The following is a 22713-nucleotide window of genomic DNA, read 5'->3' on the forward strand; positions in this document are numbered from 1 at the left end:
CATCGGGGGACCTCGTCGTCGGGGGTGGGACATCAGGGCCGCCCGGCCGATCTCGGCGGGCGGACCGGCGCGATCCGCCGGGCGAGTCCGCGGATGGCGTCGGCGAGCGGAAGCACGGCGGGCTCCGGACTCGCCCGGGCCGCCTGCTGCAGCGGGAAGGTCACCAGGGAGATCTCCCAGAGGTCGACCTGATGGAGCCGGCGCTCGCCGCCGCCGCCCTTGCGCGCGAGCAAGGTCCTGAAGCCGATCGACAGGCCGTCGAGGCCGCCGCCGCGCATCAGGGCGTCGACTTCCCGGGCGCGCTGCACCGCGAGGTTGAGCTGCCCCTCGGCAAACAGGCCTCGGGCATCCTCGCGCAGGGAGAGCCAGCGGCCGATGGGCTCGGCCGGATCGTGCTGGAACAGCAGCCGCACCCCGGCGGCGCCGCGCCGGGCGAGGCTCGCCGCGAAGGCGCCCGCCACCACCACATCGCGGCCGAGATCGGGCACGCCGAAGACGCTGGCGTAGCCGCTGAAATGGCCGTCCATGGCGGGATCCTCGGATTGCGGGCGTTCTCGATCGGGGCGGTCCGGAGCGGGTCAGCGGCGCGCCGCTCACTCGCGCAAAGCCGAAAGGCCTGACACATCGGGTTCGAGGGCGCCTCCGGTCGGGAAGTCTGGCGGTCCAGACCTCTCAGGCGGGCTCCCTCCCCTCTGCACTACGCTGTTCGCATATCTCTGTCGGAGAGGGGCTGAACGGTCCCGCGCGTTCCCCTCCCCCCTCTGCGGGGGAGGGAGGGCGCGTGGGGCAACTGGACTGACTCATCGGCCGACCTGACGACGATCCCGCACCGGATGTGTGAATCCGCTCGCCCCTTGCGAGGGAAGGAGACGTCGCGGGTCGAGCCCCGAAACGTGACGACCGCAGCCCGTTCAAACGGAAGCAGACCCGCGTCGTCAGCCCCCCGTCCCGCGCTCCATCTCCGGCGGGTAGCCCACCGCCTCGCGCTTCTCCGCCACCGACAGGAAGTCCGCGGCCTGGACCCGCCGCCACAGGGATTCGCGCTCGGCGGCGAGGGCCTCGATCCGGTCGAGGTCGGGCTCCAGGTCCACGGGCCCGAAGGCGGGTTCCAGCCAGGACGCCAGCGCCTGCGCGGTGCGGGCCGCCAGCGGGATCAGGGTCTGCCGGTACAGGGCGCGGTTGGCCTCGGCGTAGTTGGCGTGGGTGCTGTCGCCGGGCAGCCCCAGCAGCAGCGGCGGCACCCCGAAGGCGAGCGCAATCTCCCGGGCCGCCGCGTTCTTGGCCTCGACGAAATCCATGTCCCGGGGCGAGAGGGCGAGGGGCTTCCAGTCCAGCCCGCCCTCCAGCAGCAGCGGTCGGCCGGCATTGCCGGCGCCCTGGTAGTTCGCCTCCAGCTCCGCCTTCAGCCGGTCGAATTGCGGCTCGGAGAGCGTCGCTCCGGCAAAGACCAGCGCGCCGGAGGGACGCGCCGCGTTGTCGAGGAGCGCCTTGTTCCAGGCGCTCGCGGCGTTGTGGATGTCCAGCGCGGTGGCGGCGGCCTCGATCGGCGCGAGCCCGCCGCAATCGTCCTCCGGATGGAACAGGGCGAGGGCCAGGATCGGTGCCACCTCGGGGAGGCCCGGCGCGGGCAGGTCGAACCGGCGGCTGCGCCCGCCCACGGTATAGAGGTAGGCGGCCGGCCAGCCGTCCGGACCCGGCAGCATCCGCATCCGGCCCGGCCGTAAGGCCTGGAGCGCCGCGACCCGGCCCTCGAGGCCGACCGCCTCCAGGTAGGCCGTGCCGGTGAGCAGCAGGTCGGCATAGACGGTCTCGAGGAGATGCGTGCCGCTCTCCCGCGGGTTCGGCCGGGCGAGGAGCGCCAGGAGGTCGCCCGCCCGCTCCGCGCCGGGACCGGTGGCGATCAGGGGCAGCCGCGCGGCGCTCTCGGCGACGAGCCGGACCGCCCGGTGGACCACCGGATTGCCCTGGTAGCCGGCCCGGGCCAGGGCCGCCGGATCGCGGGGCGTCCAGCTGGCGCGACCCTCGGCGTAGAACGCGAAGGACGGGGCCGCGACCGCCTTGGTGGCCAGCGCCGGCGCGGACCCGCCGGCGGCCCGGCGCGCGAGCCGCGCCAGCCGTTCGAGGACAGTCGACATGCCGGTCCGCTCCTGAGCCGTGGTCAAGCGCCGCCCGATCGCGCCCCAGTAATCGGGCGCGGCCTCACAACAATCCGGAGGATTTGTTCCGCGCGAAGCCGCGCCGTGGCGCGCTGGCTACAGCATGGCACAAGAAATTGTGTATACAGGATGCAGTTCGTTCCAGAGACCACGAACCGACTCACGGCGCGCTTCTCGCAGAGGCGCGCCGTATTGTTTTGGGCGCCCGACGCTCAGAGGCACCGGATCCGCGGCTGCGGCCGGCTCTCCAGCATCAGGTGGGTGAGCGCCCAGACCAGGGCGTCGAGCCGGTCGGGCGAGGCCCCGCCGGACAGGCCGTCCGGACCGAAATCGCAGAGTTCGTCCTCCAGCGCCGGGAAAGTCCCGACGTGGTGGACCAGCCCGCGGGCGTAGAGCAGCGATACCGGCTCCGCCCGCAGGTACTTGCCGCGGGTCGCGTGGACGCGGGTCACCGGGACGGCGGGGTCGCACTGCGCCAGCACGGCGGCGGCCATCTCGCCGCCCTGGTTGACCTCGACCACGAGGGCGTCGGCCGCGAGGCGGTGATACAGCGCCAGAGCCGCGCCGGCCCAGGCCTGCGGGGTGGCGCGGGCGAGGCTCGCATCGGCCAGGACATAGGCGTGGGGTCCGGCCCGCCCGGCGGCCACGATCCCGCAGGCATCGGAGCGCGCCCCCGAGGCGGCGGGGGGATCCACCGCCACGACGATCCGTCCGAGATCCGGCGCGGCGGCGACCCGGGCGGCCTCCAGGGCGGTCCGGTCCCACAGGGCGTCGTCCCGGTCGGTGATCAGCTCGCCGTCGAGTTCCTGGCGGCCGAGCCGGGTGCCGGCGTAGCGCCCGACCACCCGCTCCAGGAAGTCCGGCGCGAGGTGTTCGGCGTTGTCGTGGGTCCGGGCGCGGCTCACCACCGTACGCGGGTCGTCGAGCAGGCGCCGGATCAGCGGCACCGGCCGGGGCGTCGTGGTCACGAGGTTGCGCGGCCGGGCGCCGAGGCGCAGGCCGAACTGCAGCATGTCGAAGGCCATCTCGGGCCGGCGCCACTTGGCGGCCTCGTCGCACCACGCGGCGCCGAATTGCGGGCCCCGGAGCGCGTCCGGTTCCTCCGCCGAGAAGGCGAGCGCGACCGCGCCGTTGGCCCATTCGAGGCGTCGCCGGCTCGGCGACCAAGCCGGACGGCCCCGGCCGCGCGCCGGGAGGCTCAGGAGCCCGGAGGGTCCGTCAACCATCACGTCGCGGACATCGCGATGCGTCTCGCCGACCAGCGCGATCCGGCCCACCGGTGCGGCCGTGAAGGCCGGATCGCCCCGCGCGAGGGCATCGACCCACTCGGCGCCGGTGCGGGTCTTGCCGCTGCCGCGGCCGCCGATCACCGCCCACGTCGTCCAGGGTTCGGCATCGTCCGGCGGCAGCTGGTCGGGCCGGGCCTGGTGCAGCCAGTCCCCGGCAAGGGTCCGGAGCAGGTCCGGCGGCAGGGTGGCGAGGAAGTCAGGCAGCCGCCCGGCCGCCGACAAAGCCAGCATAGCGTCGCGCGATCTCCGCGCGCAGGGCGGGCAGGTCGGGCTCGGTGCCGCCATCGTCCCCCTCTCCCCCGCCGCTGCGCGCACTGTCCGCCTCCACCGTATCCAGCAGCCGCTTGAGACCGCCGAGATCGCGCAGCACCCGGGCGGAGTCGCGCGAGGCCGGCCCCTCTGCGCTCAGCGCCGCGTCGAAGGCGGCGATCTGGCGGACGATGTGGGCCCGCAGATGCGCTCGCAGGGTGATCGGGTCGGTCGCCGCGCCGCGTTCCGGCCGCACGAACACGGCGGGCGACAGTTTCAGGGCCGTCCCGAAGATGGCGACCATCCTGTCCGGGGTGAGGCGCCCGAGCCCGAGGATCTCGGTGACGTCGCCGGGATCGTTGCCGGGGGCGCAGAGCAGCCGGACGAGGGCGGCCCGCCGCTCCGCCGGCCACAGCCCCGCGGCGAGCCATCGCCGTCGCCGCGGCGGCCTGAGCCAGCCGGCCCGGACGTTCCAGGTTCTGATTGTGCCCGCCGGGATGCCGGTGCGGGCGCTGATCGCCGCGTCTGTAAGCGCGGTCTCGGCCAGCAGACGCAGCACCTCGGCGTGCTGCTCGGCCGGGTGTTTCCTGCCCCGCCGCCGCATCGCGCCTCTCCGCACACGTCTCGACCGTGCTCCGTTGATAGCCTCGGAGCGTCGCGATGTCAAGCAATAATTCCTATCAATCGCCCATTCTAGAAATTCTGGCGCGACCGGGGAGGCAAGCCTCGCTACGGCGGACCGACGCCGCCTCGCACCCGGGCCGGTCCCTGGACGCGCATCGACCGGACATTGCAGGGGCCCGAAAGTTCTCGCCCTTATCATGCATGTGAATCAATGCCGCTCCGACGGATGAAAGCCGGAACGGCAACCGACTCGACACGTTGACCGGCGCCATCCGCACGCAACAACGCCGTCTCAAGCACAGAATCAGAGCGAATCGGGTACAGAATGGTCGGTGAGCCACCAGGGACCGGAGCGGCCGAGCCGCTGGACGACGGCCCCGCGGGGGATCCCGGGACGGAGCCGGCGCAGGGGACGGCGGAAGCCGCCGCCCTGAGCGATAGCTTCAAGCGATTCGCCGACGTTGTGCCCCTGATGATGTGGCGCTCGGACGAGAGCGGCCACGCGATCCATCACAACGAGTGCTGGCTGAAATTCACCGGGCGTCCCCTGGAGGAGGAACTGGGCCTCGGCTGGCGCAGAGGCCTGCACCCGGAGGATTTCGAGCGCCACGCCAGGATCGTCGCCACGGCCTTCGAGGCGCGGGAACCCTTCACCGTCGAGTTCCGGCTGCGGCGGCATGACGGCGAATATCGCTGGCTGCTCGACACGGCCCGACCCCTCGTGGAGGACGGCCGGTTCCAGGGTTATCTCGGTTCCTGCTTCGACATCACCGACCGCAAGCACGCGGAGGAGCACATCGAGCACGCGCTTGCCGAGAAGGAGGCGCTGCTCGCCGAGGTCTATCACCGCGTCCGCAACAACCTTCAGGTGATGGTCAGCCTGATCGGCCTTTACGGGCGGGCGGCGCCGGATGCCTGCCGCGGCAGCTTCGAGGCCCTGGGCCAGCGGGTTCGGGCGATCGCGCTGGTGCAGCAGCACCTCCACGAGGCGCCCCACATCGCGTCGATCGACCTGAAGGACTACCTGTACCGCCTCGCCTCGGGCCTGGGCCAGCTCCGGCGGGCCGGGCGGATCAGCGTCCAGGTCGGCGGGGCCGGGAACGGGCTCGTCGAGCCGAGGACCGCGAACGCGCTCGGCATGATCGTCGCGGAGATCGTGGCCGAGTGCCTCGACGCCACCGCCGAGCATGTCGCCTGCTCGATTACCATCGACATGGCGGCTGCCTCGGGCGAGCCCCTGCGCCTGGCGATCGTCTCCGGGGTGAGCGAGATGGCCGCGTCGGGCCGCCCCAACGTGCCGAAGCTCGGCCCCCGTCTCATCGCCGCCTACGCGGCTCAGGCCGAGATCGCCGTCACCGGCGATGCCAGCCCGGGCGATCCCCTGAGGCTGACCCTGCCGCCGGCGAGTCCCGCGCCGCAATGAGCGCCCGCGGCGCCGGACCCCGTCGCCATTGCGGCGCCGGCGGCCTATAGGGCGCTGACCCCTCCGGACCCGGCCGCCCATGCTTCCCCCGATTGATACCATCATCGACAATTTCGAGATCGTCGAGGACGACGACATGCGGCTCGAGTACCTGATCGAGCTCGGCCGCGCGCTGCCGCCGATGCCCGAGGCGGAGCGGACCGAGGCGAACCGCGTCCACGGCTGCGAGAGTCAGGTCTGGATCGACACGGAGCTGGAGCGGTCCGGCGGGCCGCCGCGCCTCGTGCTGCATGGCTTCAGCGACTCGTTCATCGTCCGCGGCTTCGTGGCGCTGATGGTGGCGCTCTACACCGGCAAGACCCCGCAGGAGGCCGCCGAGACCGACGGCCTCGACCTGTTCCGCCAGCTCCGGTTCGGCGCCCACGTGACCTCGAAGCGCTCGAACGGCGTGCGGGCCATGGCCGAGCGCATTCACCGTGACGCGGTCCGTCTCGCCGCGGAGGGGTGAGGCGCCACCGCCGTCACCGCGCGGCGCGGCGCCCGGTCGGCTTTTCGAGACCGGCGCGCAGGCGAGTCCCGACCGGCAGACCGGACGCCCGGCTCGCTGACGCGGACGGGCCGATAGGGCCGGGATCCTCGCCTCGGCTGTTGATCCGGCCGTATCCGGCGCCTTGTACCAATGGGGGGATGGCGACCGGCAATGTGACGCGGATTCACTTCTGGGCAGTCAGTCCTGCTCCATGTTAGAATTTCGACCTTGTCGGTCGTTGGCGGCCGTTGAGAAGGGTCGCAGGAAAGGCGGCAGAGAACGTTGCCGGATCGGTTCGAACAAAGCCGCATTGACGCTGAGATCGGCCGTCGCGAAGCCAGCCATGATCCGTTCGCCGCCGCTGTGCGGGCGACACGGATGCCGATGCTGATCACAGACCCTCACAAGCCCGACAATCCCATCGTCTTCGTCAACGATGCCTTCTTCAAGCTGACCGGATACGCCCGCGCGGAAGTGATCGGGCGGAACTGCCGTTTCCTGCAGGGACCCGAGACGCAACGCGCGGATGTCGACAAGCTGCGGGATGCCATCGAACGTCGGACGACGATCGAGCTCGAACTTCTGAATTACAAGAAGTGTGGTGAAACCTTCTGGAACCGGCTGCTGATCTCGCCGGTGTTCGATCAGGACGGACAGCTCACCTTCTTCTTTGCCTCCCAGTACGATGTGACCCTTGAACGCGAGAAGCTGGCCCGCGTCCAGCGCGACCGGGATGCCCTGGAGCAGGAGGTCAAGCGCCGCACCCTCGCTCTGACGCGCAGCCAGGATCGCATGCGCTTCATCATGAAGGCGGGCCGGTTCGGCTCGTGGACGCTGGATCTGGCCGATATGCGCTTGGTCGCCTCCGACGTCTGCAAGGAGAATTTCGGTCGGGATATCCACGACCCGTTCGGCTACGAGGATCTGATCGCGAGCATTGTGCCGGAGGACCAGGGGCGCATGCGGGCGGCCGTGCAGGACTCGATCAGCCAGCACACCGACTACGACATCGAGTACCGTATCCAGACCCCCAAGGGCGAAGTCCGGTGGCTGCAGATCCGCGGGCAGACGTTCTACGACGTGGACGGCCAACCGTTGAGCATGGCGGGCGTGTCGATCGACATCACGGAACGCAAGCGCGGCGAGGAGCATCGGGCCCTGTTGGCGGCCGAGCTGAATCACCGGGTCAAGAACTCGATGGCGACGATGCAGTCCATCGCCCACCAGACCCTCAGCAATGCCGCATCGCTGGCAGATGCGCGGACGACACTGGACGCCCGGCTGCTCTCCCTGGCGACCGCCCACGACGTGCTGACGCGCGAGAGCTGGGAAGGGGCGACACTGGCGGAGATCGCCGAGGGCGCTCTGCAACCGTTCCGCCAGAGAAATGGCAAGCGCTTCAAGATCGGCGGCCCGCACGTGAGGCTGTCGCCCCGGCAGGCCCTGGCCTTCGTGATGGCGCTGCACGAACTGGCGACCAACGCGGTCAAGTACGGCGCCCTGTCCAGCCGCGCGGGCCGGATCGATCTCAGCTGGGACGTCGTCGGCGATGCGCGACCGGAGCGGCTGCTGGTGCGCTGGGAGGAACTCGGCGGCCCACCGGTCGCGCTGCCGCAGCGCAAGGGGTTCGGCTCTCGGATGATCGAGCGGGCACTCGCCGCCGAACTCGGCGGAACGGCGGACATCGACTACCGGCCGTGCGGCTTGGTCTGCACGGTCGAAGCTCCCCTGCCGGACATGACCGGATCCATTCCGGCCTGAACGACGCCGGGTCCCGGTCGCGCAACCCGCGATCGGAACATCGCAAGCACAAAGCGGAACCCTGCGCGTCATATGTTAAGGCGGCGCTCGCCGACACGAGAACATCGCGGCGGGACAGTCCGGTTCGCGTTGCTCCTGCGCCTCGACGAGATCACCGGCCTGCAAGGGCCGGAACATGACCACGCTCGCCGCCATCGTCAGGATCAGCACCAGCAGGACGATGCACAAGCCGGCGCAATGGTCCGGGCTGTGCCAAGTTCGCAGGACCCCAAGGGCGCCCGCGGCGAAGACCAACGTGACGGCGAGCGTCAAGGCTGAGCCTTGAACGGCGAGGTCGTCGAGCATCGAGGCCACTTCCTCACCGTGCCCGTCGGGGCTTGTCGGCAAGCGTCGCCGCTCATCCATGTTCCTGAGCGACGGAGGTTCGTCCGAACCGAGACAGATGGCCGGCGGCGCGTCGGCGCTGGGTATCGATCGGCTGGGCAACCTCCGCTTCGACGGGGCGCCATCCCGGAGGCGGTCCGGCTCAAGATCCGTCACTCCAGCCGAAGACCGCCGGCTTGACTGAGGATCGCAGGCGGACGTTGCGCGCCTCGGCAACCGGTCGAGCCCAAACGGTTCCGGATCCCGGATCGCCGCCGCGATTGACGGCCTCGCACCGTCCACGGAGGCGAGGCCGGCGGACGCGCCGCCGTCACCCCCGCCACAGGCGCAGGCGCCCGCTATCCGGCCCGGTCGCCTCACGCTCCAGGCCGTAATGCTCGGCCAGCCGTCCCAGGGCGATGCGCGCCACGACCTTCGCCGAACGGGCCGGCCAGCGCCGTTCGGTCTCAATCCGCTCCAGTCCCTTGAGGAAGCCGCAGAGGTCGATCAGCAGGCCCGACAGGTCGCTCCCGACCGCGTCGAGCGCACCGCGCACCCGCTGCCGGGCCGCGATCACGTGGTCCGCCGCCGAGGCCGGGTCGCGCGGTCCGCCGCCATCGACCCGGACGGCGCCGAACTCAGACCCCATCCGCGGCAGCAGCGCGGCGGCGTTCATGTCCCGGCGCAGCCGCTCCCCCGCCTCGAAGGAGGCCGCGTCGATCAGCGGCGCGCCGTCCCGGTCGCGCCGCCGCACCATCCAGGCCAGCGGATTCTCCGCCGCGTTGCGCAGGACCGGTCCCGCCTCCCCCCTCCCCTCCACGATGGTCAGATCGCGGTGCTGACCGGCGAAGGCCATGTCGCCCCCGACCGCGTCCCGGCGCAGTCGCGCCCGCCCGGCGGCGGTGATCGTCAGCCGCTTTCCCGCGCAGTCCCAGGTTGCCAGGTCGGCCGCTGCGAGGTTGCGGCCGGAGGCCATGGCGAAGCGGCCGCCGCCCACCGAGATCCCGTCTCCGCCGCGCCGGATCACCAGGGCCTCCTCCACCAGGGGATCGGGCCGCGCATACGCCTCCGCCTCCCCCAGCCGCGCCAGCAGGCGTCGCGCCTCCGCCGGAAGGTCGTCCGGCCGCGCCCGCTCCCGCTTCGGCCGCCCGGCCTTCGCGGACTCGTTCCTGACCAATTTGTTCATGTTTTGTTCCGAAACCGGCGCGCGAGATGCGCACGCGCTCCATAGTCTCAGGAAATCTTATCGGGTCAAGGCTTATTTACCTACAACCCACAGCTAGTCGCGCTCCGGCGAAGGAATGCCGGCCCGGCGTCGAAGCGCGCTTCACGCCGAAGGCGTGGAGCCGGATGCGCCGCGCGTTCCGCGGGTCGGCGGGTGGTGCAGGACGTCGGCGATCTCCTCCTCCGACTTGCCGCGGACCTCGTAGCCCATCGCCTCGAACCGGTCGATGAGCGCGGCGCTGGTCACCGCGGAGCGGGCTGCCCAGGCCGCGAGCCTGTGGTTCACCTGTTCCAGATCCGCTTCGGAATGCGTGTCCTGCGGATCCGGCTGCGGATCGTGGATCGCGACCATGTCGGCACCTCGGAGTCGAGCCGGCGACCGCCGCGCGGTCGCGCCGCGGCCCGCGGTTCAACGTCCGACTCCGGTTCGGGCTCCCGGGCGCGCCGCACGCGCGTTCCGGGCCGCCGCCAAGGACACTTCGCCGCTGCCGCGGACCGGCAGGAACAGCGGTGCCGGTCCGCGGATTCGCCGTCCATGCCCGTCGCCACCAGAGCCCCTGCCACGCCGCGCAAGCGCAAGACGGCGCTCCTGCCCACCGACCCCGCCCTCACCGAGAAGGCGCTCGCGATCCATGCCCGGCTCTGCCCGGTCTACGGCTGCCCGATCCCGTACTTCCACAGCCTCGATCCGGTCAGCGAACTCGTCTCCTCGCTCCTGTCGCACCGGACCCGCAACGCCGAGTCCGGCCGCGCCTTCAAGGCGCTGCGGGCGCGCTTCCCGGACTGGGAGGCGGTGATCGCGGCCGAGGTGCCGGAGATCGAGGCCGCCATCGCGGGGGTGACGTGGCCGGAGTTGAAGGCGCCGCGCATCCGCGACGTGCTCCGCGCGCTCCGAGACCGCTGCGGCAGCCTCGACCTCGCCTTCCTGGCCGACATGGAGGTTGAGGCCGCGCGGGCATGGCTGCAGGCGATTCCGGGCGTCGGGCCGAAGACGAGCGCCGCGGTGCTGTCGTTCTCGACCCTGCGGATGCCGGCCCTGCCGGTGGACAGCCACCATCACCGGGTCGCCCAGCGCCTCGGGCTGATCGGCGCGCGGGTCGATGTCGGGCCGGCGCACGCGATCCTGCGGGCGCAGCTCCCGGGTGACTGGAGCGCGCAGGACATCTACGACAATCACGAGATCCTGATGCTGCACGGCCAGCAGGTCTGCCACCATCGGAAACCCGCCTGCGGGCGCTGCGTCCTGGTCGACCTCTGCCCCAGCGCGCGACGGCCGATGCGGGAGCCGTGAGGCGTCCTTGACCGGTCCGGCCTACGGGTGCGAGTAACCCCGCGCCCGGACGGCGCGGAGCCCCGGCTTTTACGTATCAGGATCGGCGCCGATGGCCGCGTTCACCGAATTGGTCTTCTCGGGCGTCCAGCCCACCGGCAACCTGCATCTCGGAAACTATCTCGGGGCGGTGAAGCGCTTCGTCGAGATGCAGGACCGCGACGCGCAGTGCCTGTACTGCGTGGTCGACCTGCACGCGATCACCGTCTGGCAGGATCCGGAGGCCCTGCGCGGCCAGATCCGCGAGGTCACGGCCGCCTTCCTCGCCGCCGGCATCGATCCCAAGCGCGCGATCGTGTTCAACCAGAGCCAGGTGCCGCAGCACGCCGAGCTCGCCTGGGTGTTCAACTGCGTCGCCCGCCTCGGCTGGCTGAACCGCATGACCCAGTTCAAGGAGAAGGCCGGCAAGGACCGGGAGAACGCCTCGATCGGCCTCTACGACTACCCGGTGCTGATGGCCGCCGACATTCTGGCCTACCGGGCGACGCACGTGCCCGTCGGCGAGGACCAGAAGCAGCACCTGGAGCTGACCCGGGACATCGCCCAGAAGTTCAACACCGATTTCTCGGGATCGATCACCGCGCACGGCCACGGCGACGCGTTCTTCCCGATCACCGAGCCGCTGATCGGCGGCCCGGCCGCCCGGGTCATGTCGCTGCGCGACGGCACCAAGAAGATGTCGAAGTCGGACCCGTCCGACAACGCCCGCATCAACCTCACGGACGACGCGGACGCCATCGCCCAGAAGATCCGCCGGGCGAAGACCGATCCGGAGCCCCTCCCCTCCGAGGTGGCGGGCCTGAAGGAGCGGCCGGAGGCCGACAACCTCGTGGGGATCTACGCGGCGCTCGCCGGCATCAGCCGCGAGGACGTGCTGCGCGATTTCGGGGGGGCGCAGTTCTCGACCTTCAAGCCGGCTTTGGCCGACCTCGCGGTGACGAGCCTCGCGCCGATCGCCGAGGAGATGCGCCGCCTCACCGCCGATCCGGGCCATATCGACGCCGTGCTGGCCGACGGCTCTGCCCGGGCCGAGGCCATCGCGGCGCAGACCCTGGACGCCGTCAAGGACATCGTCGGCTTCGTCCGGCGGGGTCCCAGCCTGCAGGCGGTGCGGTGACCGTCCGGGCGCTGGTCTTCGACGTCTTCGGGACGCTGGTCGATTGGCGATCCGGAATCGCCCGCGAGGCCGGGCGTCTGCTGGCGCCCGTCGCGCCGAACCTCGATGCCGGCGCCTTCGCGGATGCGTGGCGCGCCCGCTACCAGCCCTCCATGGAGCCGGTGCGCTCCGGCGCCCGTCCCTTCGTCGACCTCGACACGCTCCAGGCCGAGTCCCTGCCGGACGTCCTGGCGCAGTTCGGCATCGCGGGCGTGGCGGAGGACGTGCGGCGGGAGCTGGTCCAGGCCTGGCACACGCTCGATGCGTGGTCCGAGGTGCCGGAGGCGCTGCGGCGCTTACGGGAAAAGCACCTCCTGGCGCCGAACTCGAACGGGCATGTCCGGCTGATGGCCGACCTCGCCCGCCGCAACGGCCTGATCTTCGACGCGGTGCTCGGCGCGGGCTATTCCCGCGACTACAAGCCGAAGGCGGCGCTCTATCGCGACGCCGTGGCGGCGTTCGGCTTCGCCGCCGGCGAGACCATGATGGTCGCCGCCCATTCCAGCGATCTCGCGGCGGCTGCGAGCCACGGGCTCGCCACCGCCCATATCGCCCGGCCCCACGAGCACGGCCCCGCCGGCGGCGAGGCGGCGCCGACGGTGCCGGTCACCCACGCGGCGCGGGACCTGGCGGATCTCGCCGACCAGCTCGGTTGCTGAACGGGGTTAACGGAGGGGTGCGATGGCCGATTGGAACCCCGCCCTCTACAGCCGCTTCGAGGATGAGCGGACGCGCCCGGCCGCCGAGCTCCTCGCGCGCGTGCCCCTCGACGCGCCGCTCCTGGCCTACGACCTCGGCTGCGGGCCCGGCAACTCCACCGCGCTGATCGCGGCGCGCTTTCCCGGCACGGAGGTGATCGGCCTCGACACTTCCCCGGCGATGCTGGAAAGCGCCCGCGTACGCCTCCCGGGCCTCGCCTTCGCGCAGGCCGATGCCGGGACGTGGACCCCTGATCGGGCGCCGGACCTGATCTATGCCAACGCGGTTCTCCAGTGGCTGCCGGACCACGCGACCCTGCTGCCGCGGCTCTTCGGACTCCTCGCCCCGGGCGGCGTGCTCGCCGTGCAGATGCCCGACAATCTCGCCGAGCCGACACACCGCCTGATGCGCGAGGTGGCCGGCGCGGGGCCCTGGTCGGCGGCGATCGGGGATCCGGCCGTGGCCGGCCGCCTCGGACGCATGCTGGAGCCGGCCGCCTATTACGACCTGCTGGCGCCGCGCGCCGCCGCCGTCGATGTCTGGCGCACCGCCTATCACCACCGGATGGCGGATGCCGCCGCCATCGTGGAGTGGGTGAGCGCCACCGGGCTCCGGCCGTTCCTCGATCCGCTCGATCCCGAGGAACGGGCCGGCTTCCTGGCGGCCTACACGCGCGCGATCGACGCCGCCTACCCGCCGCGCAGCGACGGGCGGCGCCTGCTCGCGTTTCCGCGGGTGTTCGTCGTGGCGCGGGCGCGGTAGCGGCTCAGGCTTCGCCGCGGGCCATCAGCGCCTCGTACTCGGAGACCTCGAGCCTGCCCTCCTGGGTGACACGCGCCTTGTCGGCGTCGCTGATCACGTCGCCCGCGAGATCGAGGCGCTTCCAGGCGGCGAGCGGCGTCTCGCGGCCGGGCTGCGGCACGTACTTGTTCTGCTCGAGCTTCTTGTACTTGTGGATGTACCGCGGGCAGTTGACCCAGATCTTCGTCACCGCGACCTTCACGAGGTACTTGGCCTCGGTGTATTCGGCCATCAGCGCGTCGTCGCGCAGCAGCGTCGCGTGGCCCTGAACGCGGATGCGGTGCGGCGTCTCGAAATCGATGAACAGCAGGCCGACCTTGGCCTGCCCCTCGATGTTGCCCATCGAGTAGAACATGCCGTTGCCGTCGAAGCCCGGGAACACGAGCGTGCCGGGGTCGGGCACCTTCACGAAGCCCGTGGGGCCGCCCTTGTAGGAGACGGTCGGCATGCCGTCGGGGTCGACGGTCGAGAGGAAGAACATGTCGCGGGAGCCGATGAAGGCGGCCTCGTCCGGCTGAACGGTCTCGTGGACCCAGTCCTCGTCGAGGCGCACGGCGAGCCTGGTCGTGCCGAACTCCTCCTGCAGCGCCCGGTGCGCGTCGGAATAGAGCGATGCCATGGGTGTCCTCTCCGCTTGCCGGTCCTCGTGCAGGGAGACCGCTGCCGGGCTTATGGCCGGGAGGTCCGGTGCCGCACAACCCGGAACGCGAAGGGCCGGCCACGCCTTCGCGCGACCGGCCCCAGCGCGGCCGGGCAGAGCCCGGCCGCGTCGTTCGAGAAAAGATCAGTTGCGGGTCTTGTCGACCAGCGCCTTCTCGGAGATCCACGGCATCATGCCGCGGAGCTTGGCGCCGACCTCCTCGATCGGGTGAGCGGCGAGCTTGGCGCGGGTCGCCTTGAACGAGGTCTGGTTGACCTTGTTCTCCAGCATCCAGTTGCGGGTGAAGGTGCCCGACTGGATGTCGTTCAGCACGCGCTTCATCTCGGCCTTGGTCTCGGGCGTCACGATGCGCGGGCCGGTGACGTACTCGCCGTACTCGGCCGTGTTGGAGATCGAGTAGTTCATGTTGGCGATGCCGCCCTCGTAGATGAGGTCGACGATCAGCTTCACCTCGTGGAGGCACTCGAAATAGGCCATCTCGGGGGCGTAGCCCGCCTCGACCAGGGTCTCGAAGCCGGCCTTGATCAGCTCGACGAGGCCGCCGCAGAGCACGGCCTGCTCGCCGAACAGGTCGGTCTCGCACTCCTCCTTGAAGGTGGTCTCGATGATGCCGGCGCGGCCGCCGCCGTTCGCAGAGGCGTACGACAGGCCGAGGTCGTGGGCGTTGCCGGACGCGTCCTGCGCGATGGCGATCAGGGTCGGCACGCCGCCGCCGCGGAGGTACTCGGAGCGCACGGTGTGGCCGGGGCCCTTCGGGGCGACCATCAGGACGTCGAGGTCCTTGCGCGGCTCGATCAGGTTGAAGTGGACGTTAAGGCCGTGGGCGAACAGGAGCGCGGCGCCCTGCTTCATGTTGCCCTCGAGGGACTCGCGGTAGATGTCGCCCTGCAGCTCGTCGGGGGTGAGCATCATCACCACGTCGGCTTGACGGGCGGCCTCGGCGACCGACAGGACCTTGAAGCCCTCGTGCTCGGCCTTCTTGGCGGTGGCGGAGCCCTCGCGCAGCGCGATGACGATGTCCTTCACGCCAGAATCGCGCAGGTTGAGCGCGTGGGCATGACCCTGGCTGCCGTAGCCGACGATGGCGACCTTCTTGCCCTTGATCAGGTTCAGGTCGGCGTCGCGATCGTAATACACCCGCATGTCTGTCTCCTCTTAGACTTGGTGTTTCGGGTCGGGTTTGGCCCGGCCGTAGAGGGCCAGGAACTGCTCGACGGCGCGGCCCGCGTCGCGCCGGATCTCGGCCCCGTCGAGGTCGAGGGTCTCGCCGAGCAGAAGGCGAATCTGGATATCCCGGCCGACGAGGCCGAAGAAGGTGCGGAAGGCGGCCTCGCTGTCGGCGAAGGTCAGCAGGCCGGCGGCGCGCCCCGCCTCCAGCACGGGCTTCACCCGCTCGCCGATGGCGAAGCGCCCGTTCGCCAGGACGATGCCGCCGAGGTTGCTCTTGCGCGAGCCCGCATGCGCGATGGCGATGCGGTTCAGCGCCACCGAGGTCGGGCCGGTGATGACCTCCAGCCACGTCGCGGCGAAGTCCTGCAGGCGTTCCCGCAGGGTCGCGCCGTCGAGCACCTGAGCGCTGTCAGTCCCGGCATGGACCCGGGAGGCCTGCCAGCGCACCGTCGCGGTCAGCAACCCGTCCCGGTCGCCGAACCACTTGTAGAGCGTCTCCTTCGAGCAGCTCGCCCGGCGCGCGACGGCGTCCATGGTGACCTGCTCGCCGTCCTCGACCATCAGGCCGAGCACGGCGTCCAGCACCGCCTGCTGGCGGGCCGACGGGGCTTCCTGCTCTGCTGTGGCGCTGGCCTGCATCATCTCAAGTGGCGTACCGTACCGTACGGTACGCGCTGTAGGCCGATTCGACCGTCGCGGCAAGAGGGTCTGGGGTCCTCGAATCCCGCCAACCCCATTCGATCCCACCCTCGACCTCATCCTGAGGTGCTGCGCAGCAGCTTCGAAGGAGGGCTCCAGAAGGCGCCACCTGCCCTGGAAGGCTCCTTCGAGGCCTCCGCTGCGCTCCGGCGCCTCAGGATGAGGTCGAGCGTGGGATCTCCCGTAAGGCGGAACGCCGGATTACAGCTTTGTGGCCAATCAGGCGATCACGGGCTTCAACGCGGGAGCGGCAGCCCCTCGCGGGCAAAGACAGCCTGCACGGCCGGTCGCTCGGCGACGCGGCGGGCATGGGCGGTCCAGGCCGGGAAGCGGCCGGCCATGTCGAACCGGAGCGTCGGTCCGTTGGCCCAGAACCAGAAGACCATCAGGTAGGCGTCCACCACGCTGAACCGGTCGCCCACGGCCCAGCCGCCGTGCGAGAGGCGCACCTCGGTCATGGTGGCGAGATCCGCGTAGGTGTTGGCGGCCTTGGCCTTGATGCCCTCGAAGGCACTCTCGTCCTCGGTGTAGCGCTCAGGGCGGCGGACATGGGCGTAGGTGATGTGATGGTTGCAGGCGAGCCAGCCGAGCCACTCGTCGGCGGCCGCCTGCTCGCGGAGATCCGTGGGCCACAGCCCCTTCTCCGGCACCTGACGGGCGACGTGGCGCAGGATGGCCGCGCATTCGGTGAGCACCCAGCCATACTCGGTCAGGGCCGGCACGCGGCCCCGATCGTTGATCGCAAGGTATTCCGGCCGGCGCTGGTCGCCCGCGGCGAGGTCCAGCTTGATGCCCTCGTAGGGCAGCCCGGATTCCTCCAGGACGATGTGGGCGGCGAGCGAGCAGGCGCCGGGGGCGTAGTAGAGGGTGCGGGCGGTCATGCGGGGTCCTTGATCGACGAACGCGGGCGCGGCGTTTTCGGCAACAACGGCCAACCGACTGCCGCCAGGAGATCCGATGATAGGCTTCGGCTCCCCCGAGCACCGACTGGCCGCGCGTCGAGACCTCAGAGCGGCTCCGCCCCGCGCCCCATCGCGGAGATGCCGGTCCGGCAGATCTCCACGAGCCCGATCACGCTCATCAGGCGCACGAACCGGTCGATCTCCTCGGTGGCGCCGGTCAGCTCGAACACGAACGAGTTGAGCGTCGCGTCCAGCGTCTTGGCGCCGAAGGCGGCGGCCAACCGCAGGGCCTCGCTGCGGTGCTCGCCCTCGCCCTTCACCTTCACGAGGCAGATCTCGCGCTCGATGGCGTTGCCCTGGAGCGTCAGGTCCACGACCCGGTGCACCGGCACCAGCCGGTCGAGCTGCGCCTTGATCTGCTCGATCACGGCGTTGGTGCCCGCGGTCACGATGGTGATGCGCGAGATGTGGCGCGCCTCCTCGGTCTCGGAGACGGTCAGGCTCTCGATGTTGTAGCCGCGGCCGGAGAACATCCCCGAGATGCGGGCGAGCACGCCGGGCTCGTTGTCGACGATCACCGCGAGCGTGTGCCGATTGATCGGCTCGACGCGGACGGGCTCGGGGTAGTGGGTGTTCATCGCGTTCATCGCGGGGCAAGTCCTCGTCGTTCGACCCAACGCCGCCGCAGCGGCGGATCGCGGCCCGGCGACGAGCCGGGCCGCCCTCCCTCACACCAGCATCTTGCCTTCCTCGGAGATCACGTCGCCGAGCTCGACGCCGGTCTCACCGAGGTAATCGGACAGGAGCATCTCGTTGTGCGCCTTGCCCGACGGGATCATCGGGAAGCAGTTCTCGGTCTTGTCGACGATGCAGTCGAAGATCACCGGGCCGTCGTAAGCGAGCATCTCCGCGATGGCGCCGTCGAGGTCGCCCGGCTTCTCGCAGCGCATACCCTTCGCGCCGTAGGCCTCCGCGAGCTTCACGAAATCCGGCAGGCTCTCCGAGTAGCTCTGGGAGTAGCGCGAGCCGTGCAGCAGCTCCTGCCACTGGCGGACCATGCCCATGTACTCGTTGTTCAGGATGAACACCTTGATCGGCAGGCGGTACTGCACCGCCGTCGACATCTCCTGCATGTTCATCAGGATCGAGGCCTCGCCGGCGATGTCGATCACGAGCCCCTCCGGGTGCGCGAGCTGCGTGCCGATCGCTGCCGGCAGGCCGTAGCCCATCGTGCCGAGGCCGCCCGACGTCATCCAGCGGTTCGGCTCGTCGTACTTGAAGTACTGGGCGGCCCACATCTGGTGCTGGCCGACTTCCGTCGTGATGTAGGTCTCGCGGCTCTTGCAGGCCTCGTAGAGGCGCTGGACCGCGTATTGCGGCTTGATGATCGTGCCCGACGGCCAGTAGGCGAGGCAGTCCCGCGCCTTCCAGGCGTTGATCTTCTGGAACCACGGATCGAGGTTCGATTTGTCGGGCCGCGACGGCAGGGCGCGCCACGCCTCCAGCATGTCGCCGAGCACCGAGGCGCAGTCGCCGACGATCCCGACATCGACCTTGACGACCTTGTTGATCGAGGAGGCGTCGACGTCGATGTGGATCTTCTTGGAGAAGGGCGAGAACGCGTCGAGGCGGCCGGTGATCCGGTCGTCGAACCGCGCGCCGACGCAGATCATCACGTCGCACTCGTGCATCGCGAGGTTGGCCTCGTAGGTCCCGTGCATGCCGAGCATGCCCAGGAACTTCTCGTCCGTGCCCGGATAGGCGCCGAGTCCCATCAGGGTCGAGGTGATGGGGAACCCGGTCTCGCGGACGAGCTCGCGCAGCAGCCGCGAGGCCTCCGGGCCCGAGTTGATCACGCCGCCGCCGGTGTAGAAGACCGGCCGCCGTGCGGTCGCCATCAGCTCGACGGCCGCGCGGATCCGGTCGGCATCGCCCTTGACGGCCGGGCGGTAGGTCTTGTGGCTCGCGATCTCCGGGCGCTCGTAGAGGCCGGAGGCGAACTGGATATCCTTGGGCAGGTCGACCACGACCGGGCCCGGCCGGCCGTTCGCCGCGACGTAGAACGCCTCGTGCAGGATGCGCGGCAGGTCGTCGATCGATTTGACCAGGTAATTGTGCTTCGTGCAGTGGCGCGTGATGCCGACCGTGTCGCATTCCTGGAACGCGTCGGTGCCGATCAGGTGCGTCGGGACCTGCCCGGTGATGCAGACCAGCGGGATCGAATCCAGCATCGCGTCGGTGAGCCCGGTGACGATGTTGGTGGCGCCGGGGCCCGAGGTGACGAGGACGCAGCCGACCTTCCCGGAGGAGCGGGCATAGCCCTCCGCAGCGTGGACGGCGCCCTGCTCGTGGCGGACGAGGATGTGCTTGACGGCGTTCTGGTGGAAGAGCGCGTCGTAGATCGGCAGTACGGCGCCGCCCGGATACCCGAACAGCGTGTCGACACCCTGATCCTGGAAGGCCCGGATGACCATCTCGGCCCCGGTCATGACCTCGCCGCCCATGCTCGTCTCCTCGCGCTCTCCGGGGCCACCGCGATCCTCGGATCGCCGCCCTACCCCGTCCTCTCTCCCGGCACCCCCGTCTGGTGAAGCGGTGTCCGCCTCGCCCGAAGGTGTCTCTCGCCTCGGATAACCGTCCGTCTCAGACCCATCCGCCCGGACGCGGGCAACAAAAAAGGGCCCCGAGGGACCCTGCATGCGCCACCGCCCGGATCGCGGCCCTAGCTCAGGGCCGCCCCGTCGGTGACGCTACCGCTACAATAAGGACCGTGGTCATCGGATATCCGAACCTGCCCCGCGGCGACCTCATGATCCGGAACTCGGTCATGGTTGGCGCGCGAAGTGTCGGGCCTCTTAGCGGAGTGCGCGGGGCTGGTCAACGCGTCCGCGCGTGCAATCGCGCCGGTTCCGCGCCGGTTCGGTGCCGGAGCCCAAGTCTCACTGGAGCGGCGGCGGGTAGCGGCGAACCCAGCTGCTCGCCGCGTCGTAGGCCGCGCCGAGCTGCAGGCAAGCGAGCTCGCCGTGATTCGGGCCGACGATCTGGATGCCGGTGGGCAGCCCGGCCTCGCCGAAGCCTGCCGGCACGGCCAGCGCCGGCAGGCCCGACATCGTCGCGGGGATCGTGATCTGCATCCAGCGGTGATAGGTGTCCATCGCCCGTCCGCCCACCGTCTCGGGCCAGCGCAGGTTCTTGTCGAACGGGAAGACCTGGGCGCTCGGCATGATCACGTAGTCGTAGCTCTCCATGAAGCGGCGCAGGGTCTCGTACCAGCGGGTGCGACCCTCAAGTGCCGCGATGATCCGGTCGGCGCCGAGCGCCAGCCCCCGATCGACCTCCCAGGCCGCCTCCGGCTTGAGCAGGGCCCGGTGGCGGGGCTCGTCGTAGAACGGGCGGAGGTTCGCCGCGACGGTCAGTGCCCGCAGCACCAGCCAGTCCTGCCAGAGCCGCTCCATGTCGTAGCGCGGCATCGCCTCCTCGACGGTGCAGCCGATCTCCGCGAAGGTCGCCAGGGCGGCGCGCCCGACGTCGAGCACGCCGCGATCGAACGGGATCTGGCCGCCGCAATCGCCGAGCCACGCGATCCGGGTCCCGCGGAAGTCGCGAGCGAGCGGGCTCGCGAAGGCGGACGGGTCCTGCCGGATGGCGTTCGGGCAGCGCGGGTCGTAGCCCGCCAGCACCGAGAGCATCAGGCCGATATCGCCGGGCGTGCGCCCGATCGCCCCGAGCACGCCGAGGTTCGGGCTGAACACGTCCTTGGCCTCGGCGGGGATCCGGCCCCAGCTCGGGCGCAGGCCGTAGCAGTTGTTGAAGGCCGGCGGGTTGCGCAGGGAGCCGGCATGGTCGCTGCCGTCGGCCACCGGCTGCATCCGCAGGGCCACCGCCACGGCGGCGCCGCCGCTCGACCCGCCCCCGGTCTTGTCCGGATCGTAGGCGTTGCCGGTGGCGCCGTAGACCGGGTTGAAGCTGTGCGAGCCGAGGCCGAACTCCGGGATGTTGGTCTTGCCGATGAAGATCGCCCCGGCGGCGCGCAGGCGGGTGACCATGATCGAGTCGGTATCGGCGACCCGGTCGGCGAAGATCGGCGATCCTTGCGTGAACCGCAGCCCGCGGACCGGATCGAGATCCTTTACGGCCAGCGGGAAGCCGTGCAGCGGCCCGACGGCCTCGCCGCGCGCCAGGACGGCATCGGCGGCCTCGGCCTCCCGCAGGAGCGCGGCGTCGTCCGCCAAGCCCACGAGGGCGTTCACCTGCGGGTTGATCCGGTGGATCCGCTCCAGATAGGCACGCATCACCTCGGCGCAGGAGACGACCCGACCGCGAATGGCGGCGGCGAGATCCACGGCGCCCATGGCGGTGATGCCGTCCTGTCGCGCGTCCTGCATCGTACCCTCCTCCGGATCAACCGAAGATCGGTAACCGGAGGTTGGATCCAGGCAAAGATGGCTCTGGCTGATTGGATGGATCGCCGATCATCGTCTTTGCGCGCGCAGCGAAGCGATCCAGTGTCGCGCGACGATCACCGATGTCGCGCTGCCCCGCGTCGCTTCGCTGCGCTCGCGATGCCGGAGCGCAGCCATCGCCCTGGTCCGTCACGCCACCGACCAGGGCAGCGCCTCCTCGCCCCGGAACACCACCACCGCCGTGTCGTCCACCGCGACCGCCTCGGCGATGCGGCTCTCCCGACGCTCCAGGGTCACGGTCCCGGCATTCGGCTCCAGCCCGTGGAAGCGGGCGCCGTTGAGCGACGCGAAGGCCTCGAACTTGTCCAGCGCCCCCTCCTCGTCGAAGACCTGCACGTAGGTCTGGAGCGCGGAAGGCCCGCAGAACACGCCGGCGCAGCCGCAGGACGCCTCCTTGGCGCCGCGGACATGCGGGGCGGTGTCGGTACCGAGATAGAAGCAGGCCTCGCCGGAGGTCGCGGCCTTGCGCAGGGCGAGCCGGTGCCGCTCGCGCTTGGCCACCGGCAGGCAGTAGAGGTGCGGCCGCAGGCCCCCCTGGAAGATGTGCGTCCGGTTGATGACGAGGTGGTGCGGCGTAATCGTCGCCGCGCACCGGCTCCGGTGCTCCCGGACCACGTCGAGGATCTCCGCCGTGGTGGCGTGCTCCACGGTGACCTTCAGCCCCTGATGGCGGCCGAGCAGCGGGATCAGGCTGCCCTCCATGAAGGCGGCCTCCCGGTCGAAGATGTCGATCTCCGGGTCGGTCGCCTCGCCGTGGATCAGGAGCGGCATGCCGATCCGCTCCATGCGTTCCAGCACCGGCGCGATCCCGAGAAGGTCGGTGACGCCCGCGTGCGAGTTGGTGGTCGCGCCGGCCGGATACAACTTGGCGGCGACCCAGACCTTGTCCCGGAAGCCGCGCTCGATCTCGTCCGGATCGGTGTCGTCCCGCAGGTAGCAGGTCATCAGCGGCGTGAAATCCTGGCCTTCCGGCAGCGCGGCGAGGATGCGCTCGCGGTAGGCGCTGGCGGCCGCCACCGTGGTCACCGGCGGCACGAGGTTCGGCATGATGATGCCCCGGGCGAACTGCGCCGCCGTGTAGGGCAGCACCGCCTTCAGCATGGCGCCGTCGCGCAGGTGGATGTGCCAGTCGTCCGGCCGGCGGATCGTGATCCGCTCGACCGGCTTCGCCTCCTGGCGCTCGGCGGGGAACAGCTCGGCGACGCCCATCGCGA

22 protein-coding genes are annotated in these 22713 nt (G+C 70.6%); 7 read left to right on the top strand and 15 right to left on the bottom strand.

Annotated elements, in window-relative coordinates; translation table 11 throughout:
• Positions 1–32 precede the first annotated feature (32 nt).
• The 4 genes from ACLBX9_RS19675 to ACLBX9_RS19690 form a co-directional block, all read right to left on the bottom strand.
• A complete protein-coding gene (locus tag ACLBX9_RS19675; RefSeq protein WP_447720123.1) occupies positions 33–527 on the bottom strand; it encodes an HK97 family phage prohead protease in 495 nt (164 codons plus the stop codon).
• A gap of 408 nt (positions 528–935) precedes the next feature.
• Entirely contained in the window at positions 936–2135 is a 1200-nt protein-coding gene (locus ACLBX9_RS19680) for a phage portal protein (RefSeq protein ID WP_447720124.1), read from the bottom strand.
• A 233-nt stretch (positions 2136–2368) separates the two neighbouring features.
• Positions 2369–3676 carry a DNA-packaging protein gene (locus tag ACLBX9_RS19685; RefSeq protein ID WP_447720125.1) on the bottom strand — a complete coding sequence of 436 codons (1308 nt, stop codon included), beginning with the start codon at positions 3674–3676 and terminating at the stop codon, positions 2369–2371.
• A complete protein-coding gene (locus ACLBX9_RS19690) occupies positions 3642–4298 on the bottom strand; it encodes a hypothetical protein (RefSeq protein ID WP_447720126.1) in 657 nt (218 codons plus the stop codon). The genes ACLBX9_RS19685 and ACLBX9_RS19690 overlap by 35 nt, the downstream gene beginning before the upstream one ends.
• Before the next feature lie 345 nt (positions 4299–4643).
• Here ACLBX9_RS19690 and ACLBX9_RS19695 point away from each other — a divergent pair, with 345 nt between their 5' ends.
• From ACLBX9_RS19695 to ACLBX9_RS19705, 3 genes are all read left to right on the top strand, one after another.
• Positions 4644–5741, top strand: coding sequence for a sensor histidine kinase (locus ACLBX9_RS19695; protein ID WP_010684530.1), 1098 nt, complete (start codon positions 4644–4646; stop codon positions 5739–5741).
• A 79-nt stretch (positions 5742–5820) separates the two neighbouring features.
• A complete protein-coding gene (locus tag ACLBX9_RS19700) occupies positions 5821–6249 on the top strand; it encodes a SufE family protein (protein ID WP_010684529.1) in 429 nt (142 codons plus the stop codon).
• A gap of 303 nt (positions 6250–6552) precedes the next feature.
• Positions 6553–8031 (top strand): HWE histidine kinase domain-containing protein, encoded by a 1479-nt coding sequence (locus ACLBX9_RS19705; RefSeq protein ID WP_447720127.1) that lies wholly within the window; start codon positions 6553–6555, stop codon positions 8029–8031.
• A 75-nt stretch (positions 8032–8106) separates the two neighbouring features.
• On the opposite strand, the gene ACLBX9_RS19710 is transcribed toward ACLBX9_RS19705, so the two are convergent.
• The 3 genes from ACLBX9_RS19710 to ACLBX9_RS19720 all read right to left on the bottom strand — a co-directional run bounded on the left by ACLBX9_RS19710 (position 8107) and on the right by ACLBX9_RS19720 (position 9970).
• Positions 8107–8376: a hypothetical protein gene (locus ACLBX9_RS19710; RefSeq protein WP_447720128.1), complete on the bottom strand. Its 270-nt coding sequence runs from the start codon at positions 8374–8376 to the stop codon at positions 8107–8109.
• 349 nt (positions 8377–8725) lie between these two features.
• On the bottom strand, positions 8726–9580 hold the full coding sequence (locus ACLBX9_RS19715) for a DUF6456 domain-containing protein (RefSeq protein WP_447720129.1): 855 nt from the start codon (positions 9578–9580) through the stop codon (positions 8726–8728).
• A gap of 141 nt (positions 9581–9721) precedes the next feature.
• The gene (locus ACLBX9_RS19720; RefSeq protein WP_447720130.1) at positions 9722–9970 is read right to left on the bottom strand and encodes a hypothetical protein; all 249 of its coding nucleotides are present in this window, start codon (positions 9968–9970) and stop codon (positions 9722–9724) included.
• A gap of 183 nt (positions 9971–10153) precedes the next feature.
• Here ACLBX9_RS19720 and ACLBX9_RS19725 point away from each other — a divergent pair, with 183 nt between their 5' ends.
• The 4 genes from ACLBX9_RS19725 to tam all read left to right on the top strand — a co-directional run bounded on the left by ACLBX9_RS19725 (position 10154) and on the right by tam (position 13565).
• Complete coding sequence (locus ACLBX9_RS19725; protein WP_447720131.1) at positions 10154–10909, top strand: endonuclease III domain-containing protein; 756 nt, start codon at positions 10154–10156, stop codon at positions 10907–10909.
• 91 nt (positions 10910–11000) lie between these two features.
• On the top strand, positions 11001–12065 hold the full coding sequence (trpS, locus tag ACLBX9_RS19730; protein ID WP_010684523.1) for a tryptophan--tRNA ligase: 1065 nt from the start codon (positions 11001–11003) through the stop codon (positions 12063–12065).
• Positions 12062–12763, top strand: coding sequence for a haloacid dehalogenase type II (locus ACLBX9_RS19735; RefSeq protein WP_447720132.1), 702 nt, complete (start codon positions 12062–12064; stop codon positions 12761–12763). The genes trpS and ACLBX9_RS19735 overlap by 4 nt, the downstream gene beginning before the upstream one ends.
• 22 nt (positions 12764–12785) lie before the next feature.
• Entirely contained in the window at positions 12786–13565 is a 780-nt protein-coding gene (gene tam / locus ACLBX9_RS19740) for a trans-aconitate 2-methyltransferase (RefSeq protein WP_447720133.1), read from the top strand.
• A gap of 4 nt (positions 13566–13569) precedes the next feature.
• Here the strand turns inward: tam and ACLBX9_RS19745 are convergent, their stop codons facing one another.
• The 8 genes from ACLBX9_RS19745 to pyrC form a co-directional block, all read right to left on the bottom strand.
• Positions 13570–14223, bottom strand: a complete 654-nt coding sequence (locus ACLBX9_RS19745) for a pyridoxamine 5'-phosphate oxidase family protein (protein WP_447720134.1) — start codon at positions 14221–14223, stop codon at positions 13570–13572.
• A gap of 165 nt (positions 14224–14388) precedes the next feature.
• The gene (gene ilvC / locus ACLBX9_RS19750) at positions 14389–15408 is read right to left on the bottom strand and encodes a ketol-acid reductoisomerase (protein WP_010684519.1); all 1020 of its coding nucleotides are present in this window, start codon (positions 15406–15408) and stop codon (positions 14389–14391) included.
• A 12-nt stretch (positions 15409–15420) separates the two neighbouring features.
• A complete protein-coding gene (locus tag ACLBX9_RS19755) occupies positions 15421–16077 on the bottom strand; it encodes a TetR/AcrR family transcriptional regulator C-terminal domain-containing protein (RefSeq protein WP_010684518.1) in 657 nt (218 codons plus the stop codon).
• Positions 16078–16370: 293 nt separating this feature from the next.
• Positions 16371–17015, bottom strand: coding sequence for a glutathione S-transferase family protein (locus tag ACLBX9_RS19760; RefSeq protein ID WP_447720135.1), 645 nt, complete (start codon positions 17013–17015; stop codon positions 16371–16373).
• Positions 17016–17140: 125 nt separating this feature from the next.
• The gene (gene ilvN, locus ACLBX9_RS19765) at positions 17141–17683 is read right to left on the bottom strand and encodes an acetolactate synthase small subunit (RefSeq protein WP_010684516.1); all 543 of its coding nucleotides are present in this window, start codon (positions 17681–17683) and stop codon (positions 17141–17143) included.
• 81 nt (positions 17684–17764) lie between these two features.
• On the bottom strand, positions 17765–19540 hold the full coding sequence (locus ACLBX9_RS19770; RefSeq protein WP_447720136.1) for an acetolactate synthase 3 large subunit: 1776 nt from the start codon (positions 19538–19540) through the stop codon (positions 17765–17767).
• 435 nt (positions 19541–19975) lie between these two features.
• On the bottom strand, positions 19976–21421 hold the full coding sequence (locus ACLBX9_RS19775) for an amidase (RefSeq protein ID WP_447720137.1): 1446 nt from the start codon (positions 21419–21421) through the stop codon (positions 19976–19978).
• A 207-nt stretch (positions 21422–21628) separates the two neighbouring features.
• Entirely contained in the window at positions 21629–22708 is a 1080-nt protein-coding gene (gene pyrC / locus ACLBX9_RS19780) for a dihydroorotase (protein ID WP_447720138.1), read from the bottom strand.
• Positions 22709–22713 lie beyond the last annotated feature (5 nt).

Source organism: Methylobacterium sp. A49B, from assembly GCF_053346215.1.

Bases quoted from the DNA above. Each gene is read 5' to 3' on its own strand.
- ACLBX9_RS19675 (WP_447720123.1), bottom strand. From the start codon at position 527: ATGGACGGCCATTTCAGCGGCTACGCCAGCGTCTTCGGCGTGCCCGAT.
- ACLBX9_RS19680 (WP_447720124.1), bottom strand. From the start codon at position 2,135: ATGTCGACTGTCCTCGAACGGCTGGCGCGGCTCGCGCGCCGGGCCGCC.
- ACLBX9_RS19685 (WP_447720125.1), bottom strand. From the start codon at position 3,676: ATGCTGGCTTTGTCGGCGGCCGGGCGGCTGCCTGACTTCCTCGCCACC.
- ACLBX9_RS19690 (WP_447720126.1), bottom strand. From the start codon at position 4,298: ATGCGGCGGCGGGGCAGGAAACACCCGGCCGAGCAGCACGCCGAGGTG.
- ACLBX9_RS19695 (WP_010684530.1), top strand. From the start codon at position 4,644: ATGGTCGGTGAGCCACCAGGGACCGGAGCGGCCGAGCCGCTGGACGAC.
- ACLBX9_RS19700 (WP_010684529.1), top strand. From the start codon at position 5,821: ATGCTTCCCCCGATTGATACCATCATCGACAATTTCGAGATCGTCGAG.
- ACLBX9_RS19710 (WP_447720128.1), bottom strand. From the start codon at position 8,376: ATGCTCGACGACCTCGCCGTTCAAGGCTCAGCCTTGACGCTCGCCGTC.
- ACLBX9_RS19715 (WP_447720129.1), bottom strand. From the start codon at position 9,580: ATGAACAAATTGGTCAGGAACGAGTCCGCGAAGGCCGGGCGGCCGAAG.
- ACLBX9_RS19720 (WP_447720130.1), bottom strand. From the start codon at position 9,970: ATGGTCGCGATCCACGATCCGCAGCCGGATCCGCAGGACACGCATTCC.
- ACLBX9_RS19725 (WP_447720131.1), top strand. From the start codon at position 10,154: ATGCCCGTCGCCACCAGAGCCCCTGCCACGCCGCGCAAGCGCAAGACG.
- trpS (WP_010684523.1), top strand. From the start codon at position 11,001: ATGGCCGCGTTCACCGAATTGGTCTTCTCGGGCGTCCAGCCCACCGGC.
- tam (WP_447720133.1), top strand. From the start codon at position 12,786: ATGGCCGATTGGAACCCCGCCCTCTACAGCCGCTTCGAGGATGAGCGG.
- ACLBX9_RS19745 (WP_447720134.1), bottom strand. From the start codon at position 14,223: ATGGCATCGCTCTATTCCGACGCGCACCGGGCGCTGCAGGAGGAGTTC.
- ilvC (WP_010684519.1), bottom strand. From the start codon at position 15,408: ATGCGGGTGTATTACGATCGCGACGCCGACCTGAACCTGATCAAGGGC.
- ACLBX9_RS19755 (WP_010684518.1), bottom strand. From the start codon at position 16,077: ATGATGCAGGCCAGCGCCACAGCAGAGCAGGAAGCCCCGTCGGCCCGC.
- ACLBX9_RS19760 (WP_447720135.1), bottom strand. From the start codon at position 17,015: ATGACCGCCCGCACCCTCTACTACGCCCCCGGCGCCTGCTCGCTCGCC.
- ilvN (WP_010684516.1), bottom strand. From the start codon at position 17,683: ATGAACGCGATGAACACCCACTACCCCGAGCCCGTCCGCGTCGAGCCG.
- ACLBX9_RS19770 (WP_447720136.1), bottom strand. From the start codon at position 19,540: ATGGGCGGCGAGGTCATGACCGGGGCCGAGATGGTCATCCGGGCCTTC.
- ACLBX9_RS19775 (WP_447720137.1), bottom strand. From the start codon at position 21,421: ATGCAGGACGCGCGACAGGACGGCATCACCGCCATGGGCGCCGTGGAT.
- pyrC (WP_447720138.1), bottom strand. From the start codon at position 22,708: ATGGGCGTCGCCGAGCTGTTCCCCGCCGAGCGCCAGGAGGCGAAGCCG.